Raw genomic sequence first — 25,218 nt, 5'->3', positions numbered from 1 at the left:
AGCTGACCTGGATATCCGCTTTCGAGGGTGTGGGAGATCGGAGATACTCACTCCTACATTTGTGATCTTTGTCGCAGGAGTCAGCACCCCCATGTCCCAGCCCGAGCACTCCCTTGGTGGTTCCTTCATGCACCTGGAGGGCCCGTCCGTTCCCGGTGTCGTCAGGCCGATCGCCAGGCATGCCGTGATCGTCGTCGTTCTCATCGCGCTGGAGCTGGCCCTGGAGGCGGTGGTCGCGGTGTACGGCGTGCTGTTGCCCGGCCTGACGGATTCGGACGCCGACGCGCCGCGCGGCTACCTGGTGGCCTTGTACGCCCAGGGCCTCGTGCTGATTCTCGCGGGCGTCAGGTTCATCGCATGGCTGTACCGGGCCAGGGCCAATGCCGAGGTGATCACTCCGCGCCCGCGTCAGCGGCACTCTGCCGGCTGGGTGATCGGCTCGTGGTTCGTCCCGGTGGTGAACCTGTGGTTCCCCGTGCAGATCGTCGCGGACGCCCTGGCCGGGTCCAGGCCCGGGCATCGGGTCGACGACTACCGCACCGAGCCGGGCACCGGGCTGGTGGCGTGGTGGTGGCTGTTCTGGCTGCTGAGCCAGTGGGGACCGATGTTCGTCTCGGCGGTGTACGTCGAGGAGGAGACGGCGTCACCGCGCATGCTCGCCGTCGTCCATCTGTGCGGGTTCGCACTCAGTGCGGTGGCGGGCGTGCTCGCCGTCGCGGTCGTACGGCGTATCACCGCCATGCAGGAGGAGCGGCGCGCACTCACCACCGAGGAGTGAGCGCACGCCGGGCTCCGCCGTACTCAGTAGGGGTTCTTGGCCGTCACGTCACGCGGGGTGATGTGGAAGCCCTGCCAGTGCACCGGCATCGGGTCGGCGTCCTCGTCCCTGGCGACGTGGTGGAAGCCGACGTTCACCCAGAGCACCGGGTCCTTCAGCTTCTCCTTGCCCGCGTAGGCGTCGACGGACTCCTTGCAGCCGGGCGCCGAGTTGTAGGTGGCCAGCCGCTCGCAGGCGCGGTACTGGGTGACGAAGAGGTCGGAGTGGGTGAACTTCTCGCTCTTGGGCCCTCGGTAGCGGCTGCTGGCGGCGTTGTTGATCTCCCAGGACACCGGGTGCCTGTCGGCGTTGCGCACCTCGGAGTCGACCACACGCCACCAGCGCATCGGGCTGTTGAGCGCCTTGGTCTCCCTGGCGAACGCCGTGCGCACCAGGTTGCGCTTCTTGGTGCCCGAGCCGGTGAAGTCGTACTGCTCGACGACGTCGTTCTTCTTGCCCTGGATGTCGAAGTCGAGGCGCCAGAAGATGTTGTGGCTGTGGCTCTCCTCGAAGTGCGTGCGGCCGACGCCGATCGGCCAGCCGTGCTTGGGCGCCGTCGTGGTCCCGGCCAGCGAGCCGGTCGCGCCCACGCGCGGGGTGAGCGAGCCGTCGTCGCCGAAGACCCACTCCGAGACGTAGGTGTACCAGCCGACCTGGTAGGCGGCCAGCACCACGAGCTCCCTGCCCTGGGCCGTCCGATACTCGGCGGGATCGCCGAATCCGTCCTTCAGATAGGCGTGCCCGCGCGGCCTGGTGGTCACGCAGACGTTCGGCCCGCGCCGTTCGCCGCCGGGGCAGTCGGCCTCGGTCAGCGCGAGCACGGCGCCGCCCAGCGAGCCGATGTCGTGGTAGCGCGGCTCGCCGCTGTCGTAGGGCACGTGGATCTGCGCCAGCGCGGTGCTGCGCAGCACACTGATCGACGGATTGTCCTTGGGCGTGTAGACGACCTTGGTCAGGGTCAGCCCCTCGATCGTCCGCATCTCCCAGCACATCTGCCATCGCGCTCCGTTGGGCAGCGTCTCGTCGATGCGGTACGGCGAGCTGCACGGCCTGGCGGGCGCGGCGACGGCGGCGGCGGGTGCGGGCAGGACGGCGGGGACGGTGAGGGGGGCGGCCGCGAGGGTCACGGCCGTGGCAAGGCGGAGGAACACGTCACCACTCCAGGGTGTGGACCTTCTTGGCGGACAGGTCGAGGACGATACGGCTGGTGTCGAGGAATCGGCCGTCGGGCAGCCTGACGAACAGCCGCACGCAACGGTGCTCACGGCAGGGGCCGCTCTCGGCGGCGTAGATGAGGCCGCGCAGGTTCAGGTCGGCGGCCGACCTCAGCTCGCGGCCCGCCGCCTTCTCGTACTCGGCCCGCACGCCCTTGCCGAGCTTGGGATCGGCGAGCAGGAGTTCGCCCGCGCGCAGCTCCTCCTTCTTCGACGGCGGCGGCTGCGCGCCCTTGCCCCTGCTCTCCTGCACGACCTTGCCCGCCGCCAGGTCGACGGTCCTGACCACGACCTCGTCGGTGGTGTAGTCGTAGAGGTAGGCCTCGGCCCTGCGGGTGTCCTCGGTCGCCTTGTCGTCGTCGCGTTCCACGTAGAGCAGCTCGGCCGTGCTCGACGACTCGCCGGCGGGCGGCGCCGAGGCGATGTCACCGGCCCTGTCGATCTCCTCGGCCGTCAGCGGGTCGCCGGGCGCCGGGGCGGCCTGGACGGTCCCCGCGGCTTTCGGCGCCTCCCTCGCTGTCGACCACAACATGAACGTGCCCGCCATGGCCACGGCTCCCACCGCCGCGACCGCGAGCACGGGTCCTCGCCGCATCCGCTCTCCTTACTCTTCGCTCATCTCTGTAAGCGAAGAGTAATCTTCCGGCCATGTGATCGTGGTACAACGCGCCGGACGGGGGGCAAAGGCGGGGCTCAGAAGGCCGCCAGCGGGATCGGCAGCCAGGCCGGGCGGTTGCGGGCCTCGTAGACGACCTCGTAGATCGCCTTGTCCAGCTCGAAGGCGCGCAGCAGGGCCTGCTCGTGCTCGCTGACCGGGCAGCCGCCCTCGGCGTACCCGTCGAGGAAGGCGCCCTTGTTGCGCCGGGCCCACGCCCTGGCCCTGGGTTCGAGCTCGGCGCGCTCGCCGGTGTCGTCGTGGTCGGCCAGCAGGTGCCCGGCCGCGTAGTCGAACGAGCGCATCATGCCCGCCACGTCACGCAGCGGCGATGACGGCGCCCTGCGCTCGGCCAGCGGCTGGCCCGGCTCGCCCTCGAAGTCGAGCACCACCCAGCCGGTCGGCGTGCGCATGACCTGCCCGAGGTGGTAGTCGCCGTGCACCCGCTGCACGGGCACCTCGCCCGGCATGTCCTCCACGCGCTGGAAGGCGGCCTCGGCCACGGCCGCGTGCGGCGCGAGCTCGGGCACCTCGGCCAGCGCCCTGCCCAGCCTGCGCCTGAACCCCTCCAGCATGCGTTTGACCTCGCGCGGCTCCACCACCCCCGAGGGGAAGGCCGAGGCCAGCTCCTTGTGCACGTGGGCCGTCGCCGTACCGAGCCGTTTGGCCTCGGCGGCGAAGTCGCCTCCGGCGGCCGAGGCGAGCTCGGCGGGTGCGGGCTCAGGGGCGTCCGAGCGCGGCACGGTCGGCCGGCCGAACAGGTCGCGTACCGAGGCCAGGGCCAGGTCCCAGCCGTCGTTGGCATTGCCGAGGAAGCGCTGGGCGAAGGCGAGCGTGGTCTCCTGCCCCTGGACCTCGGCCGAGATCCACCCGTACGGCTCGGCGATGTGCCGGGCGCCGCGCGCCGCCAGGGCGGTGACGATCTCCACCTCGGGGTTCACCCCCGGCACGACACGGCGAAACAGCTTGCAGATGTAGGCGTCGCCGTACACGAGGGAGGTGTTGGACTGCTCGGCGCCCAGGACCATGCTGCGCAGCGAGGTGTCCAGGACGGCGCCGGGCGCCGGGGTCATGGTTTCGAGCAGGCGCCCCGTCAGGTCCGGGTCGTGCACCGCGTCGTAGACGTGGGCGCCGTCATGGATCCCGATGAAGGCGTGTTTGAGGCGCTCGGGCAGGTCGGCCCGGTAGCCGAGCAGGAGTTGATACAGATCGGTCGTGCCGTTCTGGCGTACGGCCAGCAGCAGGTGCCTGGCGTGGGCGCCGAAGGGGAGCTCCGCCGCGATCGACAACTCGTCGATCGGGCGCCCCTTGCCGCCGAACCAGCGCTGGTGGGCGATCCATACGGCAAGGAGCTCTTCCAGCACGTCTTACTCCTCCTGGGGGCGCGGTGGGAGGGTGAACCAATAGAACCCATGCCCAGGAAGCGTCAAAAGATACGGAAGTTCGCCAATTGCCGGAAATGGCACTCCGCCCATGGTCTCCACGGGGGCGACTCCGTCGAATCTGCGCAGGTCCAGCTCCACCGGCTGGGGGAAGCGCGAGAGGTTGTTGACGCAGAGCATGCGATCGTCGCCCAGCTCGCGGACGAAGGCCAGCACGCTCGGGTTGGAGGAGTTCAGCTCGATGTACTCGCCGAGGCCGAACACCGGATGGCGCTTGCGGATCTCGATCATGCGCCTGGTCCAGTGCAGGAGCGAGCCCGCGTTCTTCTGCTGAGCCTCGACATTGATCGCCTGGTAGCCGTAGATCGGGTCCATGATCGTCGGAAGGTAGAGCCGGCCGGGGTCGCACTCGGAGAACCCGGCGTTGCGGTCGGGCGTCCACTGCATCGGCGTGCGCACGCCGTCGCGGTCGCCGAGCCAGATGTTGTCGCCCATGCCGATCTCGTCGCCGTAGTAGAGCACCGGCGAGCCGGGCAGCGACAGCAGCAGGGCGGTGAACAGCTCGATCTGGTTGCGGTCGTTCTCCAGCAGGGGCGCCAGGCGGCGGCGGATGCCGACATTGGCCCGCATCCTCGGGTCCTTGGCGTACTCCGACCACATGTAGTCGCGCTCTTCGTCGGTGACCATCTCCAGCGTCAGCTCGTCGTGGTTGCGCAGGAAGATGCCCCACTGGCAGTTCTCGGGGATCTTCGGCGTCTGGGCCATGATCTCCGAGATCGGGTAGCGCGACTCCCTGCGCACGGCCATGAAGATGCGCGGCATCAGCGGGAAGTGGAAGGCCATGTGGCACTCGTCGCCGCCGCCGACCGGCTCGCCGAAGTACTGCACCACGTCGGAGGGCCACTGGTTGGCCTCGGCCAGCAGCACGCGGTCCGGGTAGAGCCGGTCCACCTCGGCGCGCACCCGCTTGAGATAGGCGTGGGTGCGCGGCAGGTTCTCGCAGTTGGTGCCCTCCTCCTCGAACAGGTAGGGGATGGCGTCCATGCGGAACCCGTCGATGCCGAGGTCGAGCCAGAACCTCAGCACCTCCAGCATCGCATCCTGCACCTGCGGGTTCTCGTAGTTGAGGTCCGGCTGGTGGTGGAAGAAGCGATGCCAGTAGTACTGCCCGCGCACCGGGTCGTAGGACCAGTTGGAGGTCTCGGTGTCGACGAAGATGATCCGCGCGTCCGGGTAGCGCTCGTCGGTGTCGTGCCAGACGTAGAAGTCGCCGAACGGCCCCTCGGGGTCGTGACGTGAGGCCTGGAACCACGGGTGCTGGTCGCTGGTGTGGTTCATCACCAGGTCGGCGATGACGCGCATGCCGCGTTTGTGTGCCTCCTCGACCAGCTTGACGAAGTCCCCGAGGTCCCCGAAGTCGGGCAGGATCTTCATGAAGTCGGCGATGTCGTAGCCGCCGTCCCGCAGCGGCGACTCATACAGCGGGAGCAGCCAGAGGCAGTCCACGCCGAGCCACTGGAGATAGTCCAGCCTGCCGATCAGGCCCTTGATGTCCCCTGTGCCGTCGCCGTTGGAGTCGGCGAAGCCACGGATGAGCACCTCGTAGAAGACAGCCCGCTTGTACCAGTGCGGATCGCGTGGCTTGTCGTCGTCGAAGGTGTTCGGAATGGGTGTGGAGGTCACCGCTTCTACTCCCCGCTGTGAGCTGCCTTGCCTACCGGTGTCCCGCCCTGACGGTGAGAATGTGGGCCGGATGGATATGGGGGTCGAGACGCACGTAGTTGCTCTGCCGCCAGCGGTAGGACTCGCCGGAGAGTTCGTCGTCGACGACGAACTCGGCATTCCAGTCCAGACCGAGTGCGGGCAGATCGAGCTCGACCGTGGCCTCGTGGGTGTGGTGTGGATCGAGATTGACGACCGTCACCACGACGTCGCCGAGTGCGTGGCGTCGTGTGGCGGCGTCGTAGGCGCCCGGCAGGCGTTTGGAGAAACAGACCATGTCCGGGTGGCTGACGTTGTGGAACCGTAGGTTACGCAACTCCTGGAGTGCGGGATGGGCTCTTCTGAACAAATTCAGCTGGGTGATGAACGGCGCCAGACTGCGCCCTTCGCGCTCGGCGGCCACCCAGTCACGCGGCTTGTACTGATATTTCTCACTATCAAGGTATTCCTCGCTACCAGGGCGAACGGCAATGTTCTCGCCAAGTTCGTACCCCGCGTACACCCCCCACGTCGGCGACGCCATCGCGGCCAGCACGGCCCTGATCCTGAAGGCGGGCAGACCGCCCTGCTGAAGGTAGTCGTGCAGGATGTCGGGCGTGTTGACGAACAGGTTCGGCCGCAGGAACGCCGAGGTGACGGCCGACAACTCGTGCAGATACGACTCGACATCGCTCTTGCCGTTCTTCCACGTGTAATACGTGTACGACTGGTGATAGCCGATCTTCGCCAGGGTGGACATCATGGCCGGACGGGTGAACGCCTCGGCCAGGAAGATCACGTCGGGATCGGTCGCATGGATGTCGGCCAGCAGCCGTTCCCAGAAGTTCACCGGCTTGGTGTGCGGGTTGTCCACGCGGAAGATGCGCACGCCGTGGTCCATCCAGTGCCGCAGCACCCGGCGGATCTCGGTGTAGAGCCCCTCGGGGTCGGTGTCGAAGTTCAGCGGATAGATGTCCTGGTACTTCTTCGGCGGGTTCTCCGCGTAGGCGATCGAGCCGTCGGCGCGGATGTGGAACCACTCGGGGTGCTCCTTGACCCACGGGTGGTCGGGCGCGCACTGCAGCGCGAAGTCGAGGGCGACCTCCAGGCCCAGCTCACGGGCGCGGGCGACGAAGGCGTCGAAGTCGTCGATCGTCCCGAGATCGGGATGCACCGCGTCGTGCCCGCCGTCCTCCGAGCCGATCGCCCACGGTGAGCCGGGGTCGTGCGCGTCGGGGGTGAGCGTGTTGTTGCGGCCCTTGCGGAACATGGTGCCGATCGGATGGATCGGCGGCAGGTAGACGACGTCGAAGCCCATCCGCGACACGGCGGGCAGGCGGGCGGCCGAGGTCTGGAAGGTGCCCGACCTGGTGACGCCGTGCTCGTCCACGACGGCGCCTTCGGACCTGGGGAAGAACTCGTACCAGGAGCCGAACAGCGCCCTTCGCCTGTCGACCCGCACGCGCTGGGCCTTGGCCCTGGTCAGCAGGTCGCGCAGGGGATGGGCGGCCAGCAGCGCCTGGGTCTCGGGCAGTTGGGCGATCGAGAGCCTGGCCCGGGGGTCGAGCTCCTCCTCGCGCAGCTTGGCCGCGACGCCGAGCAGGGCGGCCCTGTGCCCGCACACCGTGCCCTTGGCCCGCCGTTCCAGATGGGCGCAGTCGGCCGGGCGCACGGCCTTGGCCGCACGCTCGAACAGTCTGGCGCCCTCCTCGCACATGAGGTCCACGTCCATGCCGCGCGGGATCTTGATCTCCGCGTCGTGCAGCCACGTGCCGAGCGGATCGCTCCACGCCTCGACGCGGAAGCTCCAGTCGCCCTCGTCGGGCAGGCTGACGGTGACCCCCCAGCGATCGGTGCCCTGACCGAGCTCGCGCATGGCCCGCAGCGGCCCGCGCACCCCGTCGGGGCCGGTCAGCACCACTCCGGCGGCCACGGCGTCGTGCCCTTCGCGGAACACGGTGGCGGTGATGTCGAAACTCTCCCCGGCCACGGCTTTGGCGGGCCACTGCCCGCAGTCGACGACAGGCTGGACATCGAAAACAGGAATTCGTCCGATCATCGCATCTCTAAGTTCAGGACGGCAGGTGAGCGCCGTCAGATCTCGGCTCGGCAAGAGAACTGGCATCGGGCACATCTGGGAGGTGCCCCAATAGTCCATCTTCATACCCGTCAGGGGAAAGGCGGTGCACTCCGGCCCACGCGCTAAGGTCGGAAGGCGTGAGAGCCATTCGCAGGTTCACCGTCCGCACCGTCCTTCCCGCGGAGCTGGCCGCACTAGGCGAGCTCGTACACAACCTCCGATGGTCCTGGCATCCCGAGACACTCGACCTGTTCGCCGAGGTCGACCCGGTGATCTGGGAGCAGGTGGGGCACGACCCCGTGGCCCTTCTCGGCGCCGTCGACCCCGCCAGACTGCGTGAACTGGCCGCCGATCGGCGCTTCCTGCGCCGCCTCGCCGACGCGGCCGACGATCTGCGCGACTACATGACCGCGCCCCGCTGGTACCAGACCCTGCCCGAGCCGGCCGCGGCCGTCGCCTACTTCTCACCCGAGTACGGCATCGCCGCCGCGCTCCCGCAGTACTCGGGCGGTCTCGGCATCCTGGCCGGCGACCATCTCAAGGCGGCCAGCGACCTCGGCGTCCCGATCCTCGCCGTCGGCCTGCTCTATCGCCACGGCTACTTCACCCAGTCGCTCTCGCCCGAGGGCTGGCAGCTGGAGCACTACCCCTCGCTCGACCCTGGCGGCCTGCCGCTGACCCTGCTCAAAGAGGCCGACGGCAGGCCGGTGCGGGTGCGCATCAGCCTGCCCGAACAGCGTGCGCTGCACGCCCAGATCTGGGTGGCCCAGGTCGGCAGGGTGCCGCTGCTGCTGCTCGACTCCGACGTGGCCGACAACGACACCGCCGCCCGCGACGTGACCGACCGCCTGTACGGCGGGGGCGGCGACCACAGACTGCTGCAGGAACTGCTGCTCGGCATCGGCGGCGTCCGGGCGATCAGGGCGTACTGCCGCATCACCGGCCACGCCGAGCCCGAGGTCTTCCACACCAACGAGGGCCATGCGGGCTTTCTCGGCGTCGAGCGCATCCGCGAGCTGACCGAGGCCAGGCTGTCGTTCGACGAGGCCATCGAGGCGGTCAGGGCGGGCACGGTCTTCACCACCCACACGCCGGTCCCCGCGGGCATCGACCGCTTCCCCAGGGAGATGATCGAGCGGCACTTCGGCGGCGACAACGCCTGGCCCACCGTGCCGGTCGAGCGCGTGCTGGCCCTGGGCGCCGAGGAGGACCCCTCCCGCTTCAACATGGCGGCGATGGGCATGCGCCTGGCCCAGCGCGTCAACGGCGTGTCCGAGCTGCACGGCAGGGTCAGCCGCGAGATGTTCCAGCGGCTGTGGCCCGGCTTCGGCCTGGAGGAGATCCCGATCGGCTCGATCACCAACGGCGTGCACGCGCCCACCTGGGTCGGTCGCGAGATCATGGAGCTGGCCGGGCGCGAGCTGCCCTCGCTGGTGGAGAAGGCGCAGGGCTGGGACGACGTACGCAAGATCCCGGACACCGACGTCTGGGCGATCAGGGGCAGGCTGCGCCGCCGCCTGGTCGAGGCCGCCCGCGTGCGGCTGCGCAAGGCCTGGCAGGACAGGGGCGCCTCGGCGGCCGAGCTCGGCTGGGTCGAGGACGCGCTCGACCCCGACGTGCTGACGATCGGCTTCGCCAGGCGGGTGCCGTCCTACAAGCGGCTCACGCTCATGCTGTGCGACGAGGACCGGCTCAAGGCCCTGCTGCTGGACCCCGACAAGCCCGTGCAGATCGTCATCGCGGGCAAGGCGCACCCGGCCGACGAGGGCGGCAAGAAGCTGATCCAGCAGATCGTCGCCTTCGCCGACGCCGAGGACGTGCGCCACCGCATCGTGTTCCTGCCCGACTACGACATGGCGCTCGGCCAGCTCCTGGTCCAGGGCTGCGACGTCTGGATGAACAACCCGCTGCGCCCGCTGGAGGCGTGCGGCACCTCCGGGATGAAGGCCGCGCTCAACGGCGGGCTCAACCTGTCGATCCGCGACGGCTGGTGGGACGAGTGGTACGACGGCACCAACGGCTGGGCCATTCCCACCGCCGACGGCGTCACCGATCCCGACCGGCGTGACGAGCTGGAGGCCGCAGCCCTCTACGACCTCATCGAGCACGAGGTCTCCGACCGCTTCTACGACCGCGCGGCCGACGGCCTGCCGAGGCGCTGGCTGGAGATGGTCAGGCACACGCTGACCTCGCTCGGCCCCAAGGTGCTGGCGGGCCGGATGTTGCGCGACTACGTCATGGACCTCTACACGCCCGCCGCCGAGTCGGCCAGGGCGCTGTCGGCGGGCGGTCACGCCCAGGCCAAGGCGTTCGCCGCCTGGAAGCTGCGCCTGGCCAAGGCGTGGCCGGGCGTGCGGGTGGAGCACGTGGAGGCGTCGGGGATCGGCGACACGCCCGAGGTGGGCGCGGCGCTGGACGTGCGGGCGACGATCGCGCTGGGCGAGCTCGACCCGGCCGACCTGCGGGTCCAGGCGGCCTACGGCAGGGTGGGCCAGCACGACGAGTTGCTGAGCCCGTCCTACCTCACCCTCGACCTGGTCGGCAGCGCCGACGACGGCAGGGCGCACTTCGCGGGCTCGGTGCCGCTGGAGCGCACGGGCGCGTTCGGCTACACGGTCAGGGTGGTTCCGTACCACCCGCTGATGACGGCGCCCGCCGAACTGGGACTGGTCGTCGTCCCCGAAGAGCCCGCAGGTATGACCAACGGCACACTTCGCTAGATATCGGGTCGCATAATGGGGATCGTGGACGACAGGAACGGTCCCCGGGCCGACACTCTCGTGGCCACGGTTCGAGGGGTCCTGCCGTCGCTGACGCCGGCAGCCCAGACCGTGGCCCGCCTGATCCTCGAAGACCCGGCGACGGTCGCGAGGAGCACCATCACCGAGCTGTCAGCCGCCTCGGGGACCAGTGAAGCGACGATCGTCCGCACCGCGCGGCTGCTCGGCTTCCCCGGTTACCCGCAGCTGCGCCTGGCGCTCGCCGCCGCCGCGGCCCAGCCGGACCGGCTGGTGCCGGGCGACCTGGCGCCTGACGACCCCCTGTCGGAGGTCATCCAGAAGGTGGCCAGGGCCGAGTCGGAGGCGATCAACGACACCGTCGCCCAGCTCACCTCCGAACGGCTCGGCCTGGTCGTCGAGGCGATCAGCCAGGCCAGGCGCGTCGACGTCTACGGGCTCGGTGCCTCCGGGCTCGTCGCCACCGACATGGCGCAGAAGCTGCTGCGGATCGGCATCTCCAGCCACTCCTTCCCCGACGCCCACCTCGCGCTGACCAGTGCCGTGCTGCTGAAGCCCGGCGACGTGGCGCTCGGCGTCAGCACGTCGGGGGAGACGCCCGACGTGCTGGAGCCGCTGCGCCAGGCCGGTGCGGCGGGCGCGACGACGGTGGCGATCACCAACAACCCGCGCTCGCGGCTGGCCGAACTGGCCGAGCACGTGCTCATTTCCGCAGGCAGGGAGACCGAGTTCCGCCCGGGGGCGCTCGCCAGCCGGATCAGTCAGCTCGTGGTCGTCGACTGTGTGTTCGTCGGCGTGGCGCAGCGCACCTTCGACTCCTCGCAGGAGGCGCTGCAGCGCACACGCAAGGCCGTGGAGGAGTTCACCAGAAGGAAGTGAAAGAAATCTTCACCTGGACGGGTTTTTCGGCAACAATTGCCGCCATATCCCCCGTCGAGGAGGTCCTCCATGGACGTTGGCCGCCGCACCTTCCTGACCGGACTCGCCGCAGCCGCGGTCGCCGTACCTAGCGCCGTGGGCACGTCCCCGGCCATGGCCGAGTCCGCACTCCCCACCGCGCAGCGTCAGATGCGCGGCATGTGGATCGCGTCGGTTCTCAATATCAACTGGCCGTCGAAGCCCGGCCTCAGTGTGGCCGAGCAGAAGGCGGAGTACGTCGCCTGGCTCGACCTCGCGCAGGCGCGCAGGCTCAACTCCGTCTTCGTGCAGATCAGGCCGACCGCCGACGCGTTCTGGCCCTCGCCGTACGAGCCGTGGTCGCAGTACCTGACCGGCACGCAGGGCCAGGACCCCGGCTACGACCCGCTCGGTTTCGCGGTCGCCGAGACGCACAGGCGTGGGCTCGGCTTCCACGCGTGGTTCAACCCCTACCGGGTCTCCATGCAGCCGGACCCGGCCAAGCTGCATCCCGACCACCCCGGCCGCAGGCACCCCGACTGGCTGGTGGCCTTCGGCGGCAAGCTCTACTACAACCCGGGCATCCCCGAGGTCAGGGTGTTCTGCCAGGACGCCATGATCGACGCCATCAAGCGTTACGACATCGACGGCCTGCACTTCGACGACTACTTCTATCCGACCAACTCCACGGCCTTCGACGACAGCGCCGCCTACGCCGCGCACGGGGCGGGCTTCCCCGACCTGGCGGCCTGGCGGCGAGACAACGTCGACCAGATGGTCAAGGAGATGCAGCAGCGTGTGCTCGCGGTCAAGCCGGAGATCGCCTGGGGCATCAGCCCTTCGGGCATCTGGCGCAACAAGGGCACCGACCCGCTGGGCTCCGACACCAACGGCTCGCAGTCCTACGACGCGCTGCACGCCGACACGCGCGGCTGGATCAAGAAGGGCTGGCTGGACTACATCGCGCCGCAGCTGTACTGGTACATCGGCCAGCCCCCGGCCGACTACGGCAAGCTCGTGCCGTGGTGGTCGCAGCAGACCTCGGGCAGCGACGTGCTGCTGTGGATCGGGCAGGCCGCCTACAAGGCGGGCGACCCGGCCCAGGCGCCGCAGTGGCAGCAGCCGGGCGAGCTGTCCAGCCATCTCACGCTCAACCGGGCCCATCCCGAGATCACCGGCGACATCTGGTTCAGCGCGGGCGACGTGCGGGCCGACCGGGTCGCCTCGATCTCGACCGCGGCGGGCGAGCACTACCGGCGTCCGGCACTGGTCCCCGTGCTGCCCAGGCTCGCGAACGGGCCCAAGCCGCAGCGCCCGGCCCTGGCCTACGCCCATCGCGACAGAGGCGGGGTGGAACTGCACGCCGTGCTGACCGGGCGCGAGCTGCCCCGCCTGCTGGCGGTGTACCGGGGCGAGGAGCTGGTGGCCACCCTGCCCGTCGCCAGGCGCCTGGTGACCTGGACCGACCCCGAAGGCAAGAAGGGCGACGTCTACCGTGTCAGCGCCGTCGACGCGGCCAACAGGGAGAGCCGCCTGAGCCAGAGCCGCAAGGCGTTCTGACCTTGAGGGAGGGGCCGTGCGCACGGCCCCTCCCCGCCCGGGGTCAGGCGAACGACACCGTGACGTCGTCGGCCTTGACGAACATCACGCGATGGCCGAACTGGATCTGGTAGTACCTGAGCCCGCCGCGTACGACCTGGTGGGTCGAGGGGTCGATGCTCGTGGCCCGGTAGTACTCACCGGCCTGGACCGCGCCCAGCGTGTACTTCTGCCCGGCCGCGAACACGTACATGTCCAGCGGCGTGATCGCCTGGTACGGCACGCCCTCGGGATAGGCCTCGCGTTCCGGGTAGGCCCTGCCGTACACCGGCACGGAGGTGAGGCCGGGCTTCGGGGTGACGACCAGGCCGAGCGAGGGCACGGCCGTGGGGGAGGCGGCCGGGTTGTGGAACCAGGCCTTCTGGCCGAGGTACCAGACGGCCGTCCAGTCGCCTTCCCGCCCGGCCACGGCGTATCTCTGGCCGGTGCTCGCCCTGGCGCTGTGGTCGTAGACGCTGTAGAGGGAGTCGCCGTTCGGGCGTTTGCCGAGGTCCTTGACCAGCGGGGCGTCGGCGCGCGGCTCGGTGCGCAGCCACACGGTCGAGGCGCTCAGCGGCGGGCAGGCGGCCTCGGGCGCGGCGCGGTCGCAGCCGTAGAAGTAGGGCCGGTTCGAGGCGAAGTCCGGCCTGATCATCACCGACCCCGCGTGCGGCCCGCCGAACGCCCGCAGCGGCGCGCCCAGCAGGTCGAAGTAGTGCGCCCAGTCCCAGAAGGGCCCGGGGTCCTCGTGCATACCGCGCACGGTGGACGGCAGGGTGCCCGGCACGTTGTCGTGGCCGAGGATGTGCGCCCGGTCCAGCGGGACGAGGTGTTTGAGCGCCAGGTAGCGCACCAGTTTGGCCGAGGTGCGATACATCGCCTCGGTGTACCAGGCGCCGCCTTCGGCCAGGAAGCCCTCGTGCTCGATGCCGATCGCCTTGGCGTTGACGTACCAGTTGCCCGCGTGCCAGCCGACGTCCTTGGTCCTGATGTGCTGGGCGATGTGCCCGTCGCCCGATCGCACCGAGTAGTGCCAGCTCGCCGCCCTGGCCGGGTTCAGCACCAGGTCGATGGAGGGGCGGAAGTAGCCCTCCATGTCGTGCACGACGATGTAGTCGACCTTCTGGTTCCTCGGGCGCTCGGAGGTGTCGAAGTTGCCGTAGCCGCCGCCCGGCAGTTCGGCCTGGGTGGCCGGTATCCACTCGCACGAGATCGAGGCCGGGCACTCCACGCCGTCCCTGCGCCGCTCGCGCAGGCCGAGCCGCTCCAGCCGGCTCTCGATCCCGGCGACACCGGGGATCGCGGTGAGCGTCACCCGGCCGCCGTCGTCGGTCGTGCGGGAGGCGCCCGCTCTGATCGTGGCGTAGACCTCGTCGGCGAAGAACCTGGCGGCGTCGGCCTCGGTGGCTCCCGAGTACCTGGCCACCGCGCCGTACCACTGGGCGGGGTCGTCGCTCAGCGGCGCGCCGAGCGCCTTCTGGTAGTCGGCCAGCAGGGCGGCGCCGCCCCTGATGTTGGCCGCCGGGTCGGTGCGCAACTCCTGCCGGTCGCTGCCCGTGAGCTCGGCGGCACGCTCCAGCGTCCGCAGCCCCACCGGCACCGCGCCCGGCGCCGTCCCGCCCTGCTGCGTCGGCACGGGCCTGGACTCGTCGCCCCTGGGGTCCTCCTCGTGGTGGCCGCCGGGCAGGCCGAGGTCCAGGTACGGCACGGCGTCGGTGAGGTGCATGGGGCCGAAGCCCGCCGACGTGCTGGGCCTTCCGGCGTGGGCGTCCCAGCGCGACTGCAGATAGGAGACGCCCATGAGCACGCTCGGCGGGACCCGGTAGGCCTCGGCGGCCCGCGCGAAGTCCTGCTGTCTGTCTCCTGGATCGGCCTGGGCCGGCGCTGGGGTCGCGACGGCCAACACGACGGCGAACGCCGTCAGCACTCGGCGCATGGACACGCTCCTTGACTGGGGGTGCGGACGCCCGCCAGCCTCTCAACATTTTCCTTCTCTGTGGAGATCTATGCGAAGACTTTCTTCATCGGCAGGGTGATCCATAATGCGCCGGTATCACGGATTGGTGAAAGCTCACCCCTGACAACCTGTTGCCCGATTTGTCATCCCGGCTTTGAATGATCTCCAGACGTCGATCTAGGAGGAGCCGATGCGTGGCTTACGTGCGTCCGCCGTTGTCATCGCCGTAGCCGTCACCACGATCCTGTCCACCGCGCCCGGTGCGCCCGCCGCGGTCCCCGCGGCCGTGCCGGGCGCGCCGCCGACACCCGAGAGCGCCTCCGTCGTCACGCTCTCCGTGCCCGACGCGGCCACCCTGGACAAGCTGGTCGCCGATGGCGCCGACCTCACCGAGAGGATCAGGCCGCAGGCCGACGGCAGTGTCCAGGTCGACGCCGTGCTCACCCCGACGCAACTGGCGGCGCTCGCCGCACTCGGCGTCGTGCCCGCCTCCGCGCAGCCGGTGACGGCGAGCGCGCCTCCGGACGCCAAGGCCACGGCCGACAAGGCTGCGGCAGACAAGGACAAGATCGTTGTCGAGCGCGCGGTCTGGTTCAAGGCGCGCGGCGGCACGTTCCTGTCGGTCGAGGCGACCAGCAGCGCGGGCGCCCCGGCCGCGCTCACGGCCGCGTGGACAGGAGCCGGCAACACCTCCGGCCAGGTCACGATGGTGCCCTACACCGACGCGGGCGCCTACCTCGGCCACCAGTTCGCCGTGCCCGTCCCGGTCGAGGGACGCCCCCGCTGGGTCACCGTGACCTCGGCTGCGGGCGGCCAGGCCAAGGCCAAGGTCAAGGAGTGGCCCGACGGCGAGCGGCCCGACCGCAACGTGCCCGGCTACCAGAAGGACTTCATCAGCCAGTACATGCCTCCGGCCCAGCTCAACGAGCGCATCAAGGCCCTGGCCAAGGAGTTCCCCAAGCTGGCCAACCTCGTCAAACTGCCGAACCTCACCAACGGCTACCGCCGCCACGCCCAGGCCCTGATCGGCGCACCGCCCGGCGCGGCCGTCGTGGTGACCTCCAAGGCGTACGGCTCGGCCGGGGGCAACGGCCTGGGCGTCGAACTCGTCGACCCCGGTGCGCCCGGCCGTGCGCTCGCCGCCACGGTGAACGGCACGACGATCTCGGTGAGCCTCGGCACCGACGCCTCGGGCGCGGTGGTCAGCACGGCGGCGCAGGTCGTCGCGGCGATCAACACGGCGGCCGGTTCCCTGGTGACGGCGACGCCGTACCGGGGGGACGCGGGGGCCGGGGTGGTGGCGGCGGTCGCGCTGACCAGGCTGAGCGACTTCCTGCAGGCGCCCGCCAGCGTGTCCAGGGCGCCCGCGCAGGTGCTGGCGCTGCGGGTCGGCGTGCACAGGGACGGCTCGCGCACCGGCGTGCTGGCCTACTCGCAGGAGCACGCGCGTGAGTGGGTGACGCCGCTGGTCACGATCGAGACGGCCGAGCGGCTGCTGCGCAACTACAAGCGCGACCCGGCGACGCGCAGGCTGCTGGAGCGCACGGACATCTTCATCGTGCCGACCGTCAACCCCGACGGGGCCAACTACAGCTTCTACGACTTCGCCCTGCAGCGGAAGAACATGACCAACCACTGCCCGGCCGCACAGGCCGACCCGGGACTGCGCAACACCTGGGGCGTCGACATCAACCGCAACTACGCGGTCGGCTCGCTGTTCGACGGGTACTTCGGCGCCTCGGCCAACTGCCAGAGCGGCAACTACGCGGGCGCCGCCGAGCACTCCGAGCCGGAGAGCCGTAACGTCATCTGGCTGGCCAAGACCTTCCGCAACATCAAGTTCGCGATGAACGTGCACAGCTACGGCGGGTACTTCATGTGGCCGCCCGGCGCCTACAAGCTGGAGGGCCGGGTGGCTCTGCCCAGGCCGACCGCCGAGCAGGAGGCCTACTTCCTGCGCTCGGCCAGGACGATCGAGCAGGCCATCGCGGCCGAGCGCGGCACCGTCACCTGGCCGCAGCAGACCGGTCCCGTGACCGACGTGCTGTACTCGGCCGCGGGCAACTCCGCCGACGAACTCTGGTACGACCACGGCATCTTCGGCTGGGACTTCGAGGTCGGCGGCGACATCTGGAACGCCGAGACGAAGACCTGGCAGGGCGTCGGGTTCCAGCCCGACTTCGCCGAAGGTCACCAGGAGGCGATGGAGTACTCATCGGGCCTGATCTCGCTGATCGGCGTCGCGGCCGACTACCGCGACAAGGGCCGCCACGACTAGCGGCAGCCGCCGATCACCGTGCGAAGGCGCCCGCCCGTGCCCTGGCGGGCGGGCGCCCTTCGCACCGCGGGTACCCCACGGCGGCGCGGAGGCTGGATAAGGTCGGCGCATGGGTGAATTCGTACGGGTCGAGGTGGCCGACCGGGTCGCGACCATCAGACTGGACCGGCCGAAGGTCAACGCGCTCAACGGCCGGATGCAACGCGAGATCGGCGAGGCGGCCAGAGCGGTCGACGCGGACGCCGACGTGCGGGCCGTGGTGATCTACGGCGGCGAGCGCGCGTTCGCCGCCGGGGTCGACATCAAGGAGATGAACGACATGTCCTATGCGGACATGTCCCGCCACTCCGGCCCGCTGCAGGCCTGCTTCACCGCCGTGGCGGAGATCGGCAAGCCGGTCATCGCCGCGGTCACCGGGTTCGCGCTCGGCGGCGGGTGCGAGCTGGCGTTGTGCGCCGACTTCAGGGTGGCGGGTGAGAGCGCCAAGCTGGGCCAGCCGGAGGCGCTGCTCGGCCTGATCCCGGGCGCCGGAGGCACCCAGCGGCTGCCACGCCTGATCGGCACGGCCAGGGCGAAGGATCTGATCTTCAGCGGCAGGCACGTGGACGCGGCAGAGGCGCTGGCCATCGGGCTCGTGGACCGGGTCGTGCCCGACGCCGAGGTGTACCAGGCGGCGCTGACCTGGGCCGCGACCTTCACCGGTTCGGCCTCGCTCGCGCTGCGCGCCGCCAAGCAGGCCGTCGACCGGGGTGTCGAGGTGGACCTGGCGACCGGCCTCGAGATCGAGCGCGTGCAGTTCTCCGGCATGTTCGCCACCGAGGACGCCAGAATCGGGATGACGGCCTTCAGCGAGAAGGCGAAGGCGAAGTTCATCGGCCGCTGAGTGCCACTATCGTGACATGTCATGATGCGCGCCCTGGTCCCCGCTCGCCTTCGCAAGGCCGTGCGTTCCTGGTTCGACTCCCGTTACATCTCGCTCGCCGATCATCGCCAGGACATCAAAGACGCGCTCTGGGAGGTCCAGACGCTCAGGCGTGAGGTCGTGGCCCTGCAGAGCGAGGTGGAACGGCTGCGCGTGGCCAGGGTGCCCGCCCTGCCCGTCACCGACCCGGCCAAGGACCGTGCCAAGCTCGACGACACCCACCGCCTCGCCCAGGAGACCGCCAAGGCGCTCGACGGCGTGCTGCAGAACGAGGTCCTCCTCTGGCAGGCCGTCGACGAGCTGAGAGCGGCCCGTACATGAGGGTGACCTGGGACGGACCGGGCGAGCTTAGCTTCAGGCTGGACGCGGGCGACGAGATCACCGGGCGTGCGGCCGACGGCCATCCGGTCAAGCTGGCCACCACCTCGTGCGTGATCGGCGGTGCGCCCGCCGAGACGCATCCCGACCTCATGGCCGTGGCCGCCTGGACGGTCGTGGCGCCGTGGACCAGGCGTCGTGTCGTGTTCGACCGGGCGATCTCGGCCGAGCTGGCGCAGGCGCTGCACGACGGCTGGGGGATCGAGGCCGGTCCCGTCGGCGCCGAGCCGAGGCGGCCCGGCCGTACCCTGGCCGTTTCCTACAGCGGGGGCGCCGACTCGGTCGCGGCGGCGACGATCTTTCCCGAGGCGCCGTTCGTGCACTTCAGGCGCGTGGCGCATCGGCGGGTGCCCAACCGCTGGCCGCACTACCGCGCCGACGTGCTGGCCAGGCTGGCCGAGCAGACCGGGCGTGAGCTGGTCACGGTGGCCTCCGACCTGGAGTTCACGCTGGCCGAGCCGAGGCCCGGCTATCCCGAGCACCATGCGGTCGCGGCGGGCGCCCTGCTGCTGGCCGACTCGATGGACCTGGGCGGGCTGGCCTTCGGCTACGAGCTCGGCTCACGCTGGCTCGGCGGCGACCGCTACCTGCTGAGGTACACCCCCGACAACCCCATGTGGGCCCCGCACGGCGCATGGGGACGGCTGTTCGCCGCGGCCGGAGTGCCCGTCGTGCTGCCGGTCGGCGGGGTCAGCGAGGCCGTCACGATGCGTCTCGCGCTCGGCTCCGAGCTGCGCGGGCAGGTGCGCTGGTGCCTGCGCGGCGTCGACGGCCCCTGCCGCACGTGCGGCAAGTGCCTGTACAAGGAGCTCATCCAGGCCGCCGTCGAACGCCGCCCGCTCGACACCCCGATCACCAGGGACAAGCCGGTCGCCCGCAAGTGGCGCGAGCCCCCGCCCTACGGCGGCCAGGAGATGGTCGAGTACGGCTGCGCCCGCGTGCCCGGCATCGAGGACACGCTGTTCGCCGAGGCCGCGGGCTTCCTCAAGGCGAGCGAGGAGTCAACCGCCTGGCTGGAGCGTTGCTACCCTCCGGCGATCGAGGAGATCCCCGAACGATGGCGACCCCAGGTGGCCGCCTTCATGACGGCGAACGTCGGAATGATGGACGCCGGGCAGGCCCGGCGAGTGGAGGAGTGGGGCGCGTGAAGATCTACCTGTCCGTCGACATGGAGGGCGTGACCGGGCTGACCGACCCGGAGGAGATGCACCAGGGCGGCCGAGGCTACGAACGCGGCTGCGAGCTGATGACGCGCGACGCCAATGCCGTCATCGAGGGCGCCTATGCCAGCGTCGCGCGGTCGGTCCTGGTCAACGACGCGCACGGCTCGACCAAGAACCTCCGCATCGACCTGCTCGACCCCCGCGCCACCCTCGTCCGCGGCCCCGGCAAGCCGATGCGCATGGGCCACGGCCTCGACGCCTCGCACGCAGCCGCCCTGTTCGTCGGCTACCACGCCAGGGCGGGCGTGGCGCACGGCGTGCTCAACCACACGTGGATGGGCAAGGAGATCCAGAACGTCTACCTGAACGGCGAGGTCTGCGGCGAGACCAGGATCGTGGCCGCCTACGCGGGTTCGCTCGGCGTGCCGGTCGCACTGGTCGCAGGGGACCAGGCCGTCACCGAGGAGGCGAAGGAGCTGCTCGGCGACGTGGAGACGGTCGCGGTCAAGAAGGGCATCGGCAAGTTCTCGGCCGAACTGCTGCCGCCTTCGGTGGCCCAGGCCAGACTGCGCGAGGGCGCGGCCAGGGCGCTGGACCGGCTGCGCGACTTCAAGCCGTACACGATGGCGCCGCCGTACACGCTGGGGATCGAGTGGAACTCCACGGCCATCGCCGCGGGGTGTGCGCTCATTCCCGGGGTGAAGTCGCTCGGGGCCAGGGAGATCGAGTTCACGACCGACGACTTCGCGCAGATCATGGGCATGTTCGGGATCTTCGCCACGATCGGCGGCTCGATCGGCTGTGACAGCGGGCCCTATGGCTGAGGCGGGTGCGCTCACGCGCAGGGGGCTGCTCGTCGGGATCGGCGCGGCCGGTGGCGCCGGTGCGATGTACGCGGCCATGGGCGCGCTCGGTCTCGCGCCCACCTCGCAGGAGCAGGCCTACACGCCGCCCTCGCGCTCGGACTTCGCACTGACGGGGCGCGGCTCGGCCAAGGTGATCGTGATCGGCGCGGGCGTCGCCGGGCTGGCCGCCGCCTACGAGCTGGGCAAGGCGGGCTACGACTGCACGGTCGTCGAGGCGCGTGAGCGGATCGGCGGGCGCAGCCTCACCGTGCGCGGCGGCGACACCGTGCGCGAGCTCAACGGGCCGGACCAGCGTGCCTCCTTCGGCGACGGCGTGTACTTCAACGCCGGGCCCGGCCGCATCGCGCCCTGGATGATCACGATGGACTACTGCCGTGAGCTCGGCGTGCCGATCGAGACGTTCGTCAACAACAACGCCGCCGCCTACGTCCACACCGGCGGCCGCACCGTCAGGGCCAGGACCGCGCGTGCCGACCTCTACGGCTATGTCGCCGAACTGCTGGCCAAGGCCACCGACCTGGGCAGCCTGGACCGCAGGCTGAGCGCCGACGACCGCGAGCGGCTGCTGGAGTTCCTCAGGCGCTTCGGCGACCTGGGGCCCAAGCTCGACTACGACGGGTCGGGGCGGCGCGGGTTCACCGCCGATCCCGGCATCGGCGAGGGCGCCGAGCTCGGCCCGCCGGGCTCCCTGCGCGAGGTGCTGGCGGCGGGCACCGGCAGGGCGATCACCAACGACTTCGGCTACGACCAGGCCACGCCCATGTTCCAGCCGGTCGGCGGCATGGACACGATCGTGCGCGCCCTCGCCGACCGGGTCGGCGCCGACCGCATCAGGACCGGCGTCAGGGTGACGAAGATCACTTCAGGCCCGGACGGCGTGCTCGTCGACTGGGCGGGCGGCGGCGAACGGGCCGACTACTGCGTCGCCACCCTGCCGCCGCACCTCATGGCCCGCATCCCGCACAACCTCGGCGCCGACGTCACCGCCGCCCTGCGCACCCCCGTGCCCGTCGCCGCCGGCAAGATCGGCCTGGAGTACGGCAGGCGCTGGTGGGAGATCGAGGACCGCATCTACGGCGGTGTGACCGAGACCGACCTCGACCTCACCCACATCTGGTACCCATCGCACGGCTACCACTCGGCACGCGGCCTGCTCGTCGGCTACTACAACACCGAGGAGCACGCCGAACTCTACGGAGCGCTCACCCCCGAGGACAGGCGGCGCAGGGCGCTCACCCAGGGCAAGAAGATCCACGGCGAGAAGTACCGCACCGGCGTGCTGTCCGACGTCTCGATCGCCTGGGAACGCCAGCCGCACATCCAGGGCGGCTGGGCGCGCTGGGAGAGCTACGGCGAGGCGTTCGCCCTGCTCCAGCGGCCGGCCGGGCGTGTGCACTTCGCCGGGGACTGGCTCACCCACCTGATCGCCTGGCAGGCGGGCGCGCTGGGCTCGGCCAGGGCCGCCGTGACGGCGTTGCACAAACGTGTGCTCGGCGCCTGACGTAGGGTCCCCTTCATGACCCTCCTTTGGACACGGGCGAGCGAGCGGCTCGACCTGCTGGCCGCCCCCGTCGCCGCCGCCGTCACCGAGATCGGCGACGCGGAGGCCGCCGAGATCGACCCGACGCTCGCCGACACGGCCGCCTTCTGCGAGAAGTACGGCTGGTCGCTCGACGCCTCGGCCAACTGCGTCGTGGTGGCGGCCAAGCGCGGCGGCGAGGTGCGCTACGCCGCGTGCATGGTGCTGGCCACGATGCGGGTCGATGTGAACAACGTCGTCCGCAGGCACCTGGACGCCCGGAAGATCAGCTTCGCGCCGATGGACGACGCGGTGTCGCTGACCGGCATGGAGTACGGCGGCATCACCCCGCTGGGCCTGCCCGACGAGTGGCCGATCCTGGTGGACACGGCCGTCGCCGCCCATCCCAAGGTCGTGATCGGCAGTGGGGTGCGGCACTCCAAGCTGGCGCTGCCCGGCGCCGCCCTGGCCGGGTTGAAGCGGGCCGAGGTCCTTACACTGGCGAACTGAGTCCGATTTGAGATCGATCCATTGCGCGGTTTGGCGAACCTAAGCCGTCACGCTGGACGTTGTACGAGTGGGAATGTGGCCTCATGGTTCATCTCTGGGCGGAGTTTAAGCCGGTATGGTGCTTCATGCCATGAATCAGGACGACCGACTGGGCCCCTACCGGCTGCTCCGGCGGCTCGGCGAGGGCGGAATGGGCGTGGTGCACCTCGCCACCGACCCGCAAGGGCGGCAGGTGGCGGTCAAGGTTCTGCGTTCGGAGGTCGCCGGCGACGATGTCGCCAGGCGGCGGCTTTCGCGTGAGGTCGAGACGATGCGGCGCGTCCGCAGCGAATACATCGCCGAGGTCGTCGACGCCGACGTGACCGGGCACCGGCCCTACATCGTGACGCGTTACGTGGCCGGAAGGCCGCTCGACGAGATCGTGAAGAACGACGGCCCCCTGGAGCTGCCCGGCCTGCTCAAGCTGGCCCACGGCATCGCCTCGGCGCTGGCCGCCGTGCACTCGGTCGGCGTCATCCACCGCGACCTCAAGCCGGGCAACGTGCTCATCCTCGACGGCGAGCCCGTGCTGATCGACTTCGGCATCGCCCAGGCCGTCGACGCCACCCGGCTGACCCAGACCGGCATGTTCATCGGCACGCCCGGCTACCTCGCTCCCGAGATCATCGAGGGGCAGGAGGCCGGGCCCGAGGTCGACGTGCACGCGTGGGCGGGCACACTGCTGTTCGCCGGGAGCGGGCAGCCGCCCTTCGGCAAGGGCACGCTGGAGATGATCTTCTACAACATCACGGCGGGCAAGGCGGACGTCGACTCCGCCCCCCGTGAGCTGCGGCCTTTGCTGAAGGCCGCCTTCCAGCGCAATCCCGCCAAGCGCCCCAAGGCGGCCGAACTCGCCGAGCAGACCGCCCGGATGTTGCCGCGCAAGGGCGGGCACGTGCCCGACGAGATCTCCACGGTGCCACGCCGCGACACCTCGTCCGGGGCGCGTGTCGCGCCTCGCGTGGTGGACCCGGCCGACGTGCCGACCCCGGCGATCCCGCCCACGCGTCCGCCGGTTTCCGGGGGACATGCGGGTGGGGGGCAGGGGCACGGGTCCGGGGCTTTCGCGGCCGGGGCCGCGGTTTCGGGGTCGCAGGTTCCTGGGGGCCAGGTTCCCGGGGCTCCGGTGTCTGGTTCGCACGTGTCGGGGTCGCACGTGTCGGGGTCGCAGGCTTCCGGTCCGGCTTCCGGGGCTCAGGTGGCCGGTGGGGCCGGTGTCGGTGGGCCCGTTTCCGGTATACCGGGATCCGGGCCGCAGTCGCCCGGTTCCGGCGGGCATGCACCGGGTTCCGGTGCCCACGCGCCGGGCGCCCGTACTCCGGGGCAGGGAACGCTCCCGCCCGGTTCGGTGCCGCCCGGCACCCTTCCGCCCGGCTCGCTCCCGCACGGGTCGCCGCCACCCGGCCCGTACGCGCCCGGTGCGCACGGCGCAGGCACGGCGGGGACGCCCGGAAGCCCTCAGCAGCAGGGCGCGCAGGGGCCCGGTGAGCCGGGCAAGGAGTTCGTCTCGCTGCTCGACGAGCAGGAGGGCGACCCCTGGCCCACGCGCCGGGTGAGCCCGGAGGAGCTGCGACAGATGCGCAGCGAGCCCGACCCCTACGCCCAGCGCCCGCAGCAGCGCCAGGACAACGTCCAGGCCTGGCCGCCGCCGCAGCAGCCGCACGTCCAGCGGGCGGGCGGCGCGGTGAGCCATCCGCCGCTGCGGCGTCAGGGCGGCGAGCTCTTCGACGACCCGCCGACCCAGCTCGACGGCGACATCCCCACCCGTCGCGTCAGGCCCGAGGAGAAGGCGGGCTACCCCCAGCAGTTCACCCCGCCCCAGCAGCAGCCGTACACGCCGCCGTCGCAGGGCTACTCCCCACCGGCCCCGTACACGCCGCCCGCCTCGCCGCAGGCGCAGTGGGCGGCCGGAGCCTCGCTCAAGCGGTCCAAGGCATACGGCGTGGCGTCGGTGATGATGCTGCTGGCGATGACGGGGCTGGCCGTGCTCGCGCCGCTCCTGGTGGCGCTGGTCGCGATCCCGGCGGCGCTGCTGCTGCGCGCTGCCGACATCGCCCAGCCGAGCCTCAACCAGCGCAGGCCCGCGGGCGCGGCGGCGGCCGACGTGTTCAGGGTGCTCGCCCTGCCAGGCGCGCTGGCCAAGTCGCTCGGCATCACGCTGGCCCTCGTGCCCTACGCGCTGATTCTCGGCCTGCCCGTGACGTTGTTGCTGACCGTGCTCGTGGCGGACATGCCCGAGGCCAACGCGCTGGCCTGGGGTGGCGCGGTGGCGCTCTGGACGATGTGCGCGGGGCCGGGCGTCGAGGGGCCGGGACGGCAGATGCGCAGGTCACTGGCCTCGCTCGTGCCGTCGAAGGCGGTGGCGGCGCTGGTGGCGTGCGTGTTCGCCGCGCTGGCCGTACTGGGTGCGGTGCTGGCGGCGGGCACGGTCGCCGACAACGGGAGGCAGGCGGTGTGGAGCCCGGTCGACGTCGCGCCGGTGACCGACAGGCTGCAGGATCTGAGGAAGAACGAATGACGCTTG

At 70.7% G+C, this 25,218-nt stretch carries 18 protein-coding genes; 12 read left to right on the top strand and 6 right to left on the bottom strand.

Going from position 1 to position 25,218, the window contains the following annotated elements; genetic code table 11:
* The first annotated feature begins 91 nt into the window (after window positions 1-91).
* Window positions 92-778: a DUF4328 domain-containing protein gene (locus ACTWNK_RS36845; protein WP_474309535.1), complete on the top strand. Its 687-nt coding sequence runs from the start codon at window positions 92-94 to the stop codon at window positions 776-778.
* A gap of 23 nt (window positions 779-801) precedes the next feature.
* On the opposite strand, the gene ACTWNK_RS36840 is transcribed toward ACTWNK_RS36845, so the two are convergent.
* The 5 genes from ACTWNK_RS36840 to ACTWNK_RS36820 form a co-directional block, all read right to left on the bottom strand.
* The gene (locus tag ACTWNK_RS36840) at window positions 802-1,968 is read right to left on the bottom strand and encodes a copper amine oxidase (protein ID WP_474309534.1); all 1,167 of its coding nucleotides are present in this window, start codon (window positions 1,966-1,968) and stop codon (window positions 802-804) included.
* A 1-nt stretch (window position 1,969) separates the two neighbouring features.
* Window positions 1,970-2,626 carry a hypothetical protein gene (locus tag ACTWNK_RS36835; RefSeq protein WP_474309533.1) on the bottom strand — a complete coding sequence of 219 codons (657 nt, stop codon included), beginning with the start codon at window positions 2,624-2,626 and terminating at the stop codon, window positions 1,970-1,972.
* A gap of 98 nt (window positions 2,627-2,724) precedes the next feature.
* Window positions 2,725-4,050, bottom strand: coding sequence for a maltokinase N-terminal cap-like domain-containing protein (locus ACTWNK_RS36830; protein ID WP_474309532.1), 1,326 nt, complete (start codon window positions 4,048-4,050; stop codon window positions 2,725-2,727).
* A 3-nt stretch (window positions 4,051-4,053) separates the two neighbouring features.
* Window positions 4,054-5,751: a maltose alpha-D-glucosyltransferase gene (gene treS, locus ACTWNK_RS36825; protein ID WP_474309531.1), complete on the bottom strand. Its 1,698-nt coding sequence runs from the start codon at window positions 5,749-5,751 to the stop codon at window positions 4,054-4,056.
* Between the two features lie 31 nt (window positions 5,752-5,782).
* Window positions 5,783-7,828, bottom strand: coding sequence for an alpha-1,4-glucan--maltose-1-phosphate maltosyltransferase (locus ACTWNK_RS36820; protein WP_474309530.1), 2,046 nt, complete (start codon window positions 7,826-7,828; stop codon window positions 5,783-5,785).
* A 158-nt stretch (window positions 7,829-7,986) separates the two neighbouring features.
* On the opposite strand from ACTWNK_RS36820, the gene glgP reads away from it, so the two are divergent.
* From glgP to ACTWNK_RS36805, 3 genes are all read left to right on the top strand, one after another.
* Entirely contained in the window at window positions 7,987-10,569 is a 2,583-nt protein-coding gene (glgP, locus tag ACTWNK_RS36815) for an alpha-glucan family phosphorylase (RefSeq protein WP_474309529.1), read from the top strand.
* Window positions 10,570-10,584: 15 nt separating this feature from the next.
* Window positions 10,585-11,466 (top strand): MurR/RpiR family transcriptional regulator, encoded by an 882-nt coding sequence (locus tag ACTWNK_RS36810; protein WP_474309528.1) that lies wholly within the window; start codon window positions 10,585-10,587, stop codon window positions 11,464-11,466.
* A gap of 69 nt (window positions 11,467-11,535) precedes the next feature.
* Entirely contained in the window at window positions 11,536-13,044 is a 1,509-nt protein-coding gene (locus ACTWNK_RS36805) for a glycoside hydrolase family 10-like protein (RefSeq protein WP_474309527.1), read from the top strand.
* Window positions 13,045-13,087: 43 nt separating this feature from the next.
* Here ACTWNK_RS36805 and ACTWNK_RS36800 read toward each other — a convergent pair whose 3' ends face one another.
* Window positions 13,088-14,998, bottom strand: coding sequence for an N-acetylmuramoyl-L-alanine amidase (locus ACTWNK_RS36800; protein ID WP_474309526.1), 1,911 nt, complete (start codon window positions 14,996-14,998; stop codon window positions 13,088-13,090).
* A gap of 211 nt (window positions 14,999-15,209) precedes the next feature.
* Here ACTWNK_RS36800 and ACTWNK_RS36795 point away from each other — a divergent pair, with 211 nt between their 5' ends.
* The 8 genes from ACTWNK_RS36795 (at window position 15,210) to ACTWNK_RS36760 (ending at window position 25,212) form a co-directional block, all read left to right on the top strand.
* Window positions 15,210-17,297, top strand: a complete 2,088-nt coding sequence (locus ACTWNK_RS36795) for a M14 family zinc carboxypeptidase (RefSeq protein ID WP_474309525.1) — start codon at window positions 15,210-15,212, stop codon at window positions 17,295-17,297.
* 109 nt (window positions 17,298-17,406) lie between these two features.
* Window positions 17,407-18,180: an enoyl-CoA hydratase/isomerase family protein gene (locus ACTWNK_RS36790; protein ID WP_474309524.1), complete on the top strand. Its 774-nt coding sequence runs from the start codon at window positions 17,407-17,409 to the stop codon at window positions 18,178-18,180.
* Between the two features lie 21 nt (window positions 18,181-18,201).
* Window positions 18,202-18,540, top strand: coding sequence for a hypothetical protein (locus ACTWNK_RS36785; protein ID WP_474309523.1), 339 nt, complete (start codon window positions 18,202-18,204; stop codon window positions 18,538-18,540).
* Window positions 18,537-19,745, top strand: a complete 1,209-nt coding sequence (locus ACTWNK_RS36780) for a DUF6395 domain-containing protein (protein ID WP_474309522.1) — start codon at window positions 18,537-18,539, stop codon at window positions 19,743-19,745. The genes ACTWNK_RS36785 and ACTWNK_RS36780 overlap by 4 nt, the downstream gene beginning before the upstream one ends.
* Window positions 19,742-20,584: a M55 family metallopeptidase gene (locus tag ACTWNK_RS36775; protein ID WP_474309521.1), complete on the top strand. Its 843-nt coding sequence runs from the start codon at window positions 19,742-19,744 to the stop codon at window positions 20,582-20,584. The genes ACTWNK_RS36780 and ACTWNK_RS36775 overlap by 4 nt, the downstream gene beginning before the upstream one ends.
* The gene (locus ACTWNK_RS36770; RefSeq protein WP_474309520.1) at window positions 20,577-22,127 is read left to right on the top strand and encodes a flavin monoamine oxidase family protein; all 1,551 of its coding nucleotides are present in this window, start codon (window positions 20,577-20,579) and stop codon (window positions 22,125-22,127) included. The genes ACTWNK_RS36775 and ACTWNK_RS36770 overlap by 8 nt, the downstream gene beginning before the upstream one ends.
* A 15-nt stretch (window positions 22,128-22,142) precedes the next feature.
* Window positions 22,143-22,655: a YbaK/EbsC family protein gene (locus ACTWNK_RS36765; RefSeq protein ID WP_474309519.1), complete on the top strand. Its 513-nt coding sequence runs from the start codon at window positions 22,143-22,145 to the stop codon at window positions 22,653-22,655.
* 130 nt (window positions 22,656-22,785) lie between these two features.
* A complete protein-coding gene (locus ACTWNK_RS36760) occupies window positions 22,786-25,212 on the top strand; it encodes a serine/threonine-protein kinase (protein WP_474309518.1) in 2,427 nt (808 codons plus the stop codon).
* The last annotated feature ends 6 nt before the right edge of the window (window positions 25,213-25,218 follow it).

The sequence above is a fragment of the Nonomuraea sp. IBHARD001 genome (genome assembly GCF_056106265.1).
Note: the sequence above shows the minus strand (reverse complement) of the source record. Positions and strands in the feature narration are given on the sequence as shown.

What these genes read in the sequence shown, in the direction of transcription:
- ACTWNK_RS36820 (WP_474309530.1), bottom strand. Translation starts at nt 7,828, where the DNA reads ATGATCGGACGAATTCCTGTTTTCGATGTCCAGCCTGTCGTCGACTGC.
- ACTWNK_RS36835 (WP_474309533.1), bottom strand. Translation starts at nt 2,626, where the DNA reads ATGCGGCGAGGACCCGTGCTCGCGGTCGCGGCGGTGGGAGCCGTGGCC.
- ACTWNK_RS36780 (WP_474309522.1), top strand. Translation starts at nt 18,537, where the DNA reads ATGAGGGTGACCTGGGACGGACCGGGCGAGCTTAGCTTCAGGCTGGAC.
- ACTWNK_RS36805 (WP_474309527.1), top strand. Translation starts at nt 11,536, where the DNA reads ATGGACGTTGGCCGCCGCACCTTCCTGACCGGACTCGCCGCAGCCGCG.
- ACTWNK_RS36770 (WP_474309520.1), top strand. Translation starts at nt 20,577, where the DNA reads ATGGCTGAGGCGGGTGCGCTCACGCGCAGGGGGCTGCTCGTCGGGATC.
- ACTWNK_RS36765 (WP_474309519.1), top strand. Translation starts at nt 22,143, where the DNA reads ATGACCCTCCTTTGGACACGGGCGAGCGAGCGGCTCGACCTGCTGGCC.
- ACTWNK_RS36800 (WP_474309526.1), bottom strand. Translation starts at nt 14,998, where the DNA reads ATGCGCCGAGTGCTGACGGCGTTCGCCGTCGTGTTGGCCGTCGCGACC.
- ACTWNK_RS36810 (WP_474309528.1), top strand. Translation starts at nt 10,585, where the DNA reads ATGGGGATCGTGGACGACAGGAACGGTCCCCGGGCCGACACTCTCGTG.
- ACTWNK_RS36795 (WP_474309525.1), top strand. Translation starts at nt 15,210, where the DNA reads ATGCGTGGCTTACGTGCGTCCGCCGTTGTCATCGCCGTAGCCGTCACC.
- ACTWNK_RS36785 (WP_474309523.1), top strand. Translation starts at nt 18,202, where the DNA reads ATGATGCGCGCCCTGGTCCCCGCTCGCCTTCGCAAGGCCGTGCGTTCC.
- ACTWNK_RS36845 (WP_474309535.1), top strand. Translation starts at nt 92, where the DNA reads ATGTCCCAGCCCGAGCACTCCCTTGGTGGTTCCTTCATGCACCTGGAG.
- ACTWNK_RS36790 (WP_474309524.1), top strand. Translation starts at nt 17,407, where the DNA reads ATGGGTGAATTCGTACGGGTCGAGGTGGCCGACCGGGTCGCGACCATC.
- ACTWNK_RS36760 (WP_474309518.1), top strand. Translation starts at nt 22,786, where the DNA reads ATGAATCAGGACGACCGACTGGGCCCCTACCGGCTGCTCCGGCGGCTC.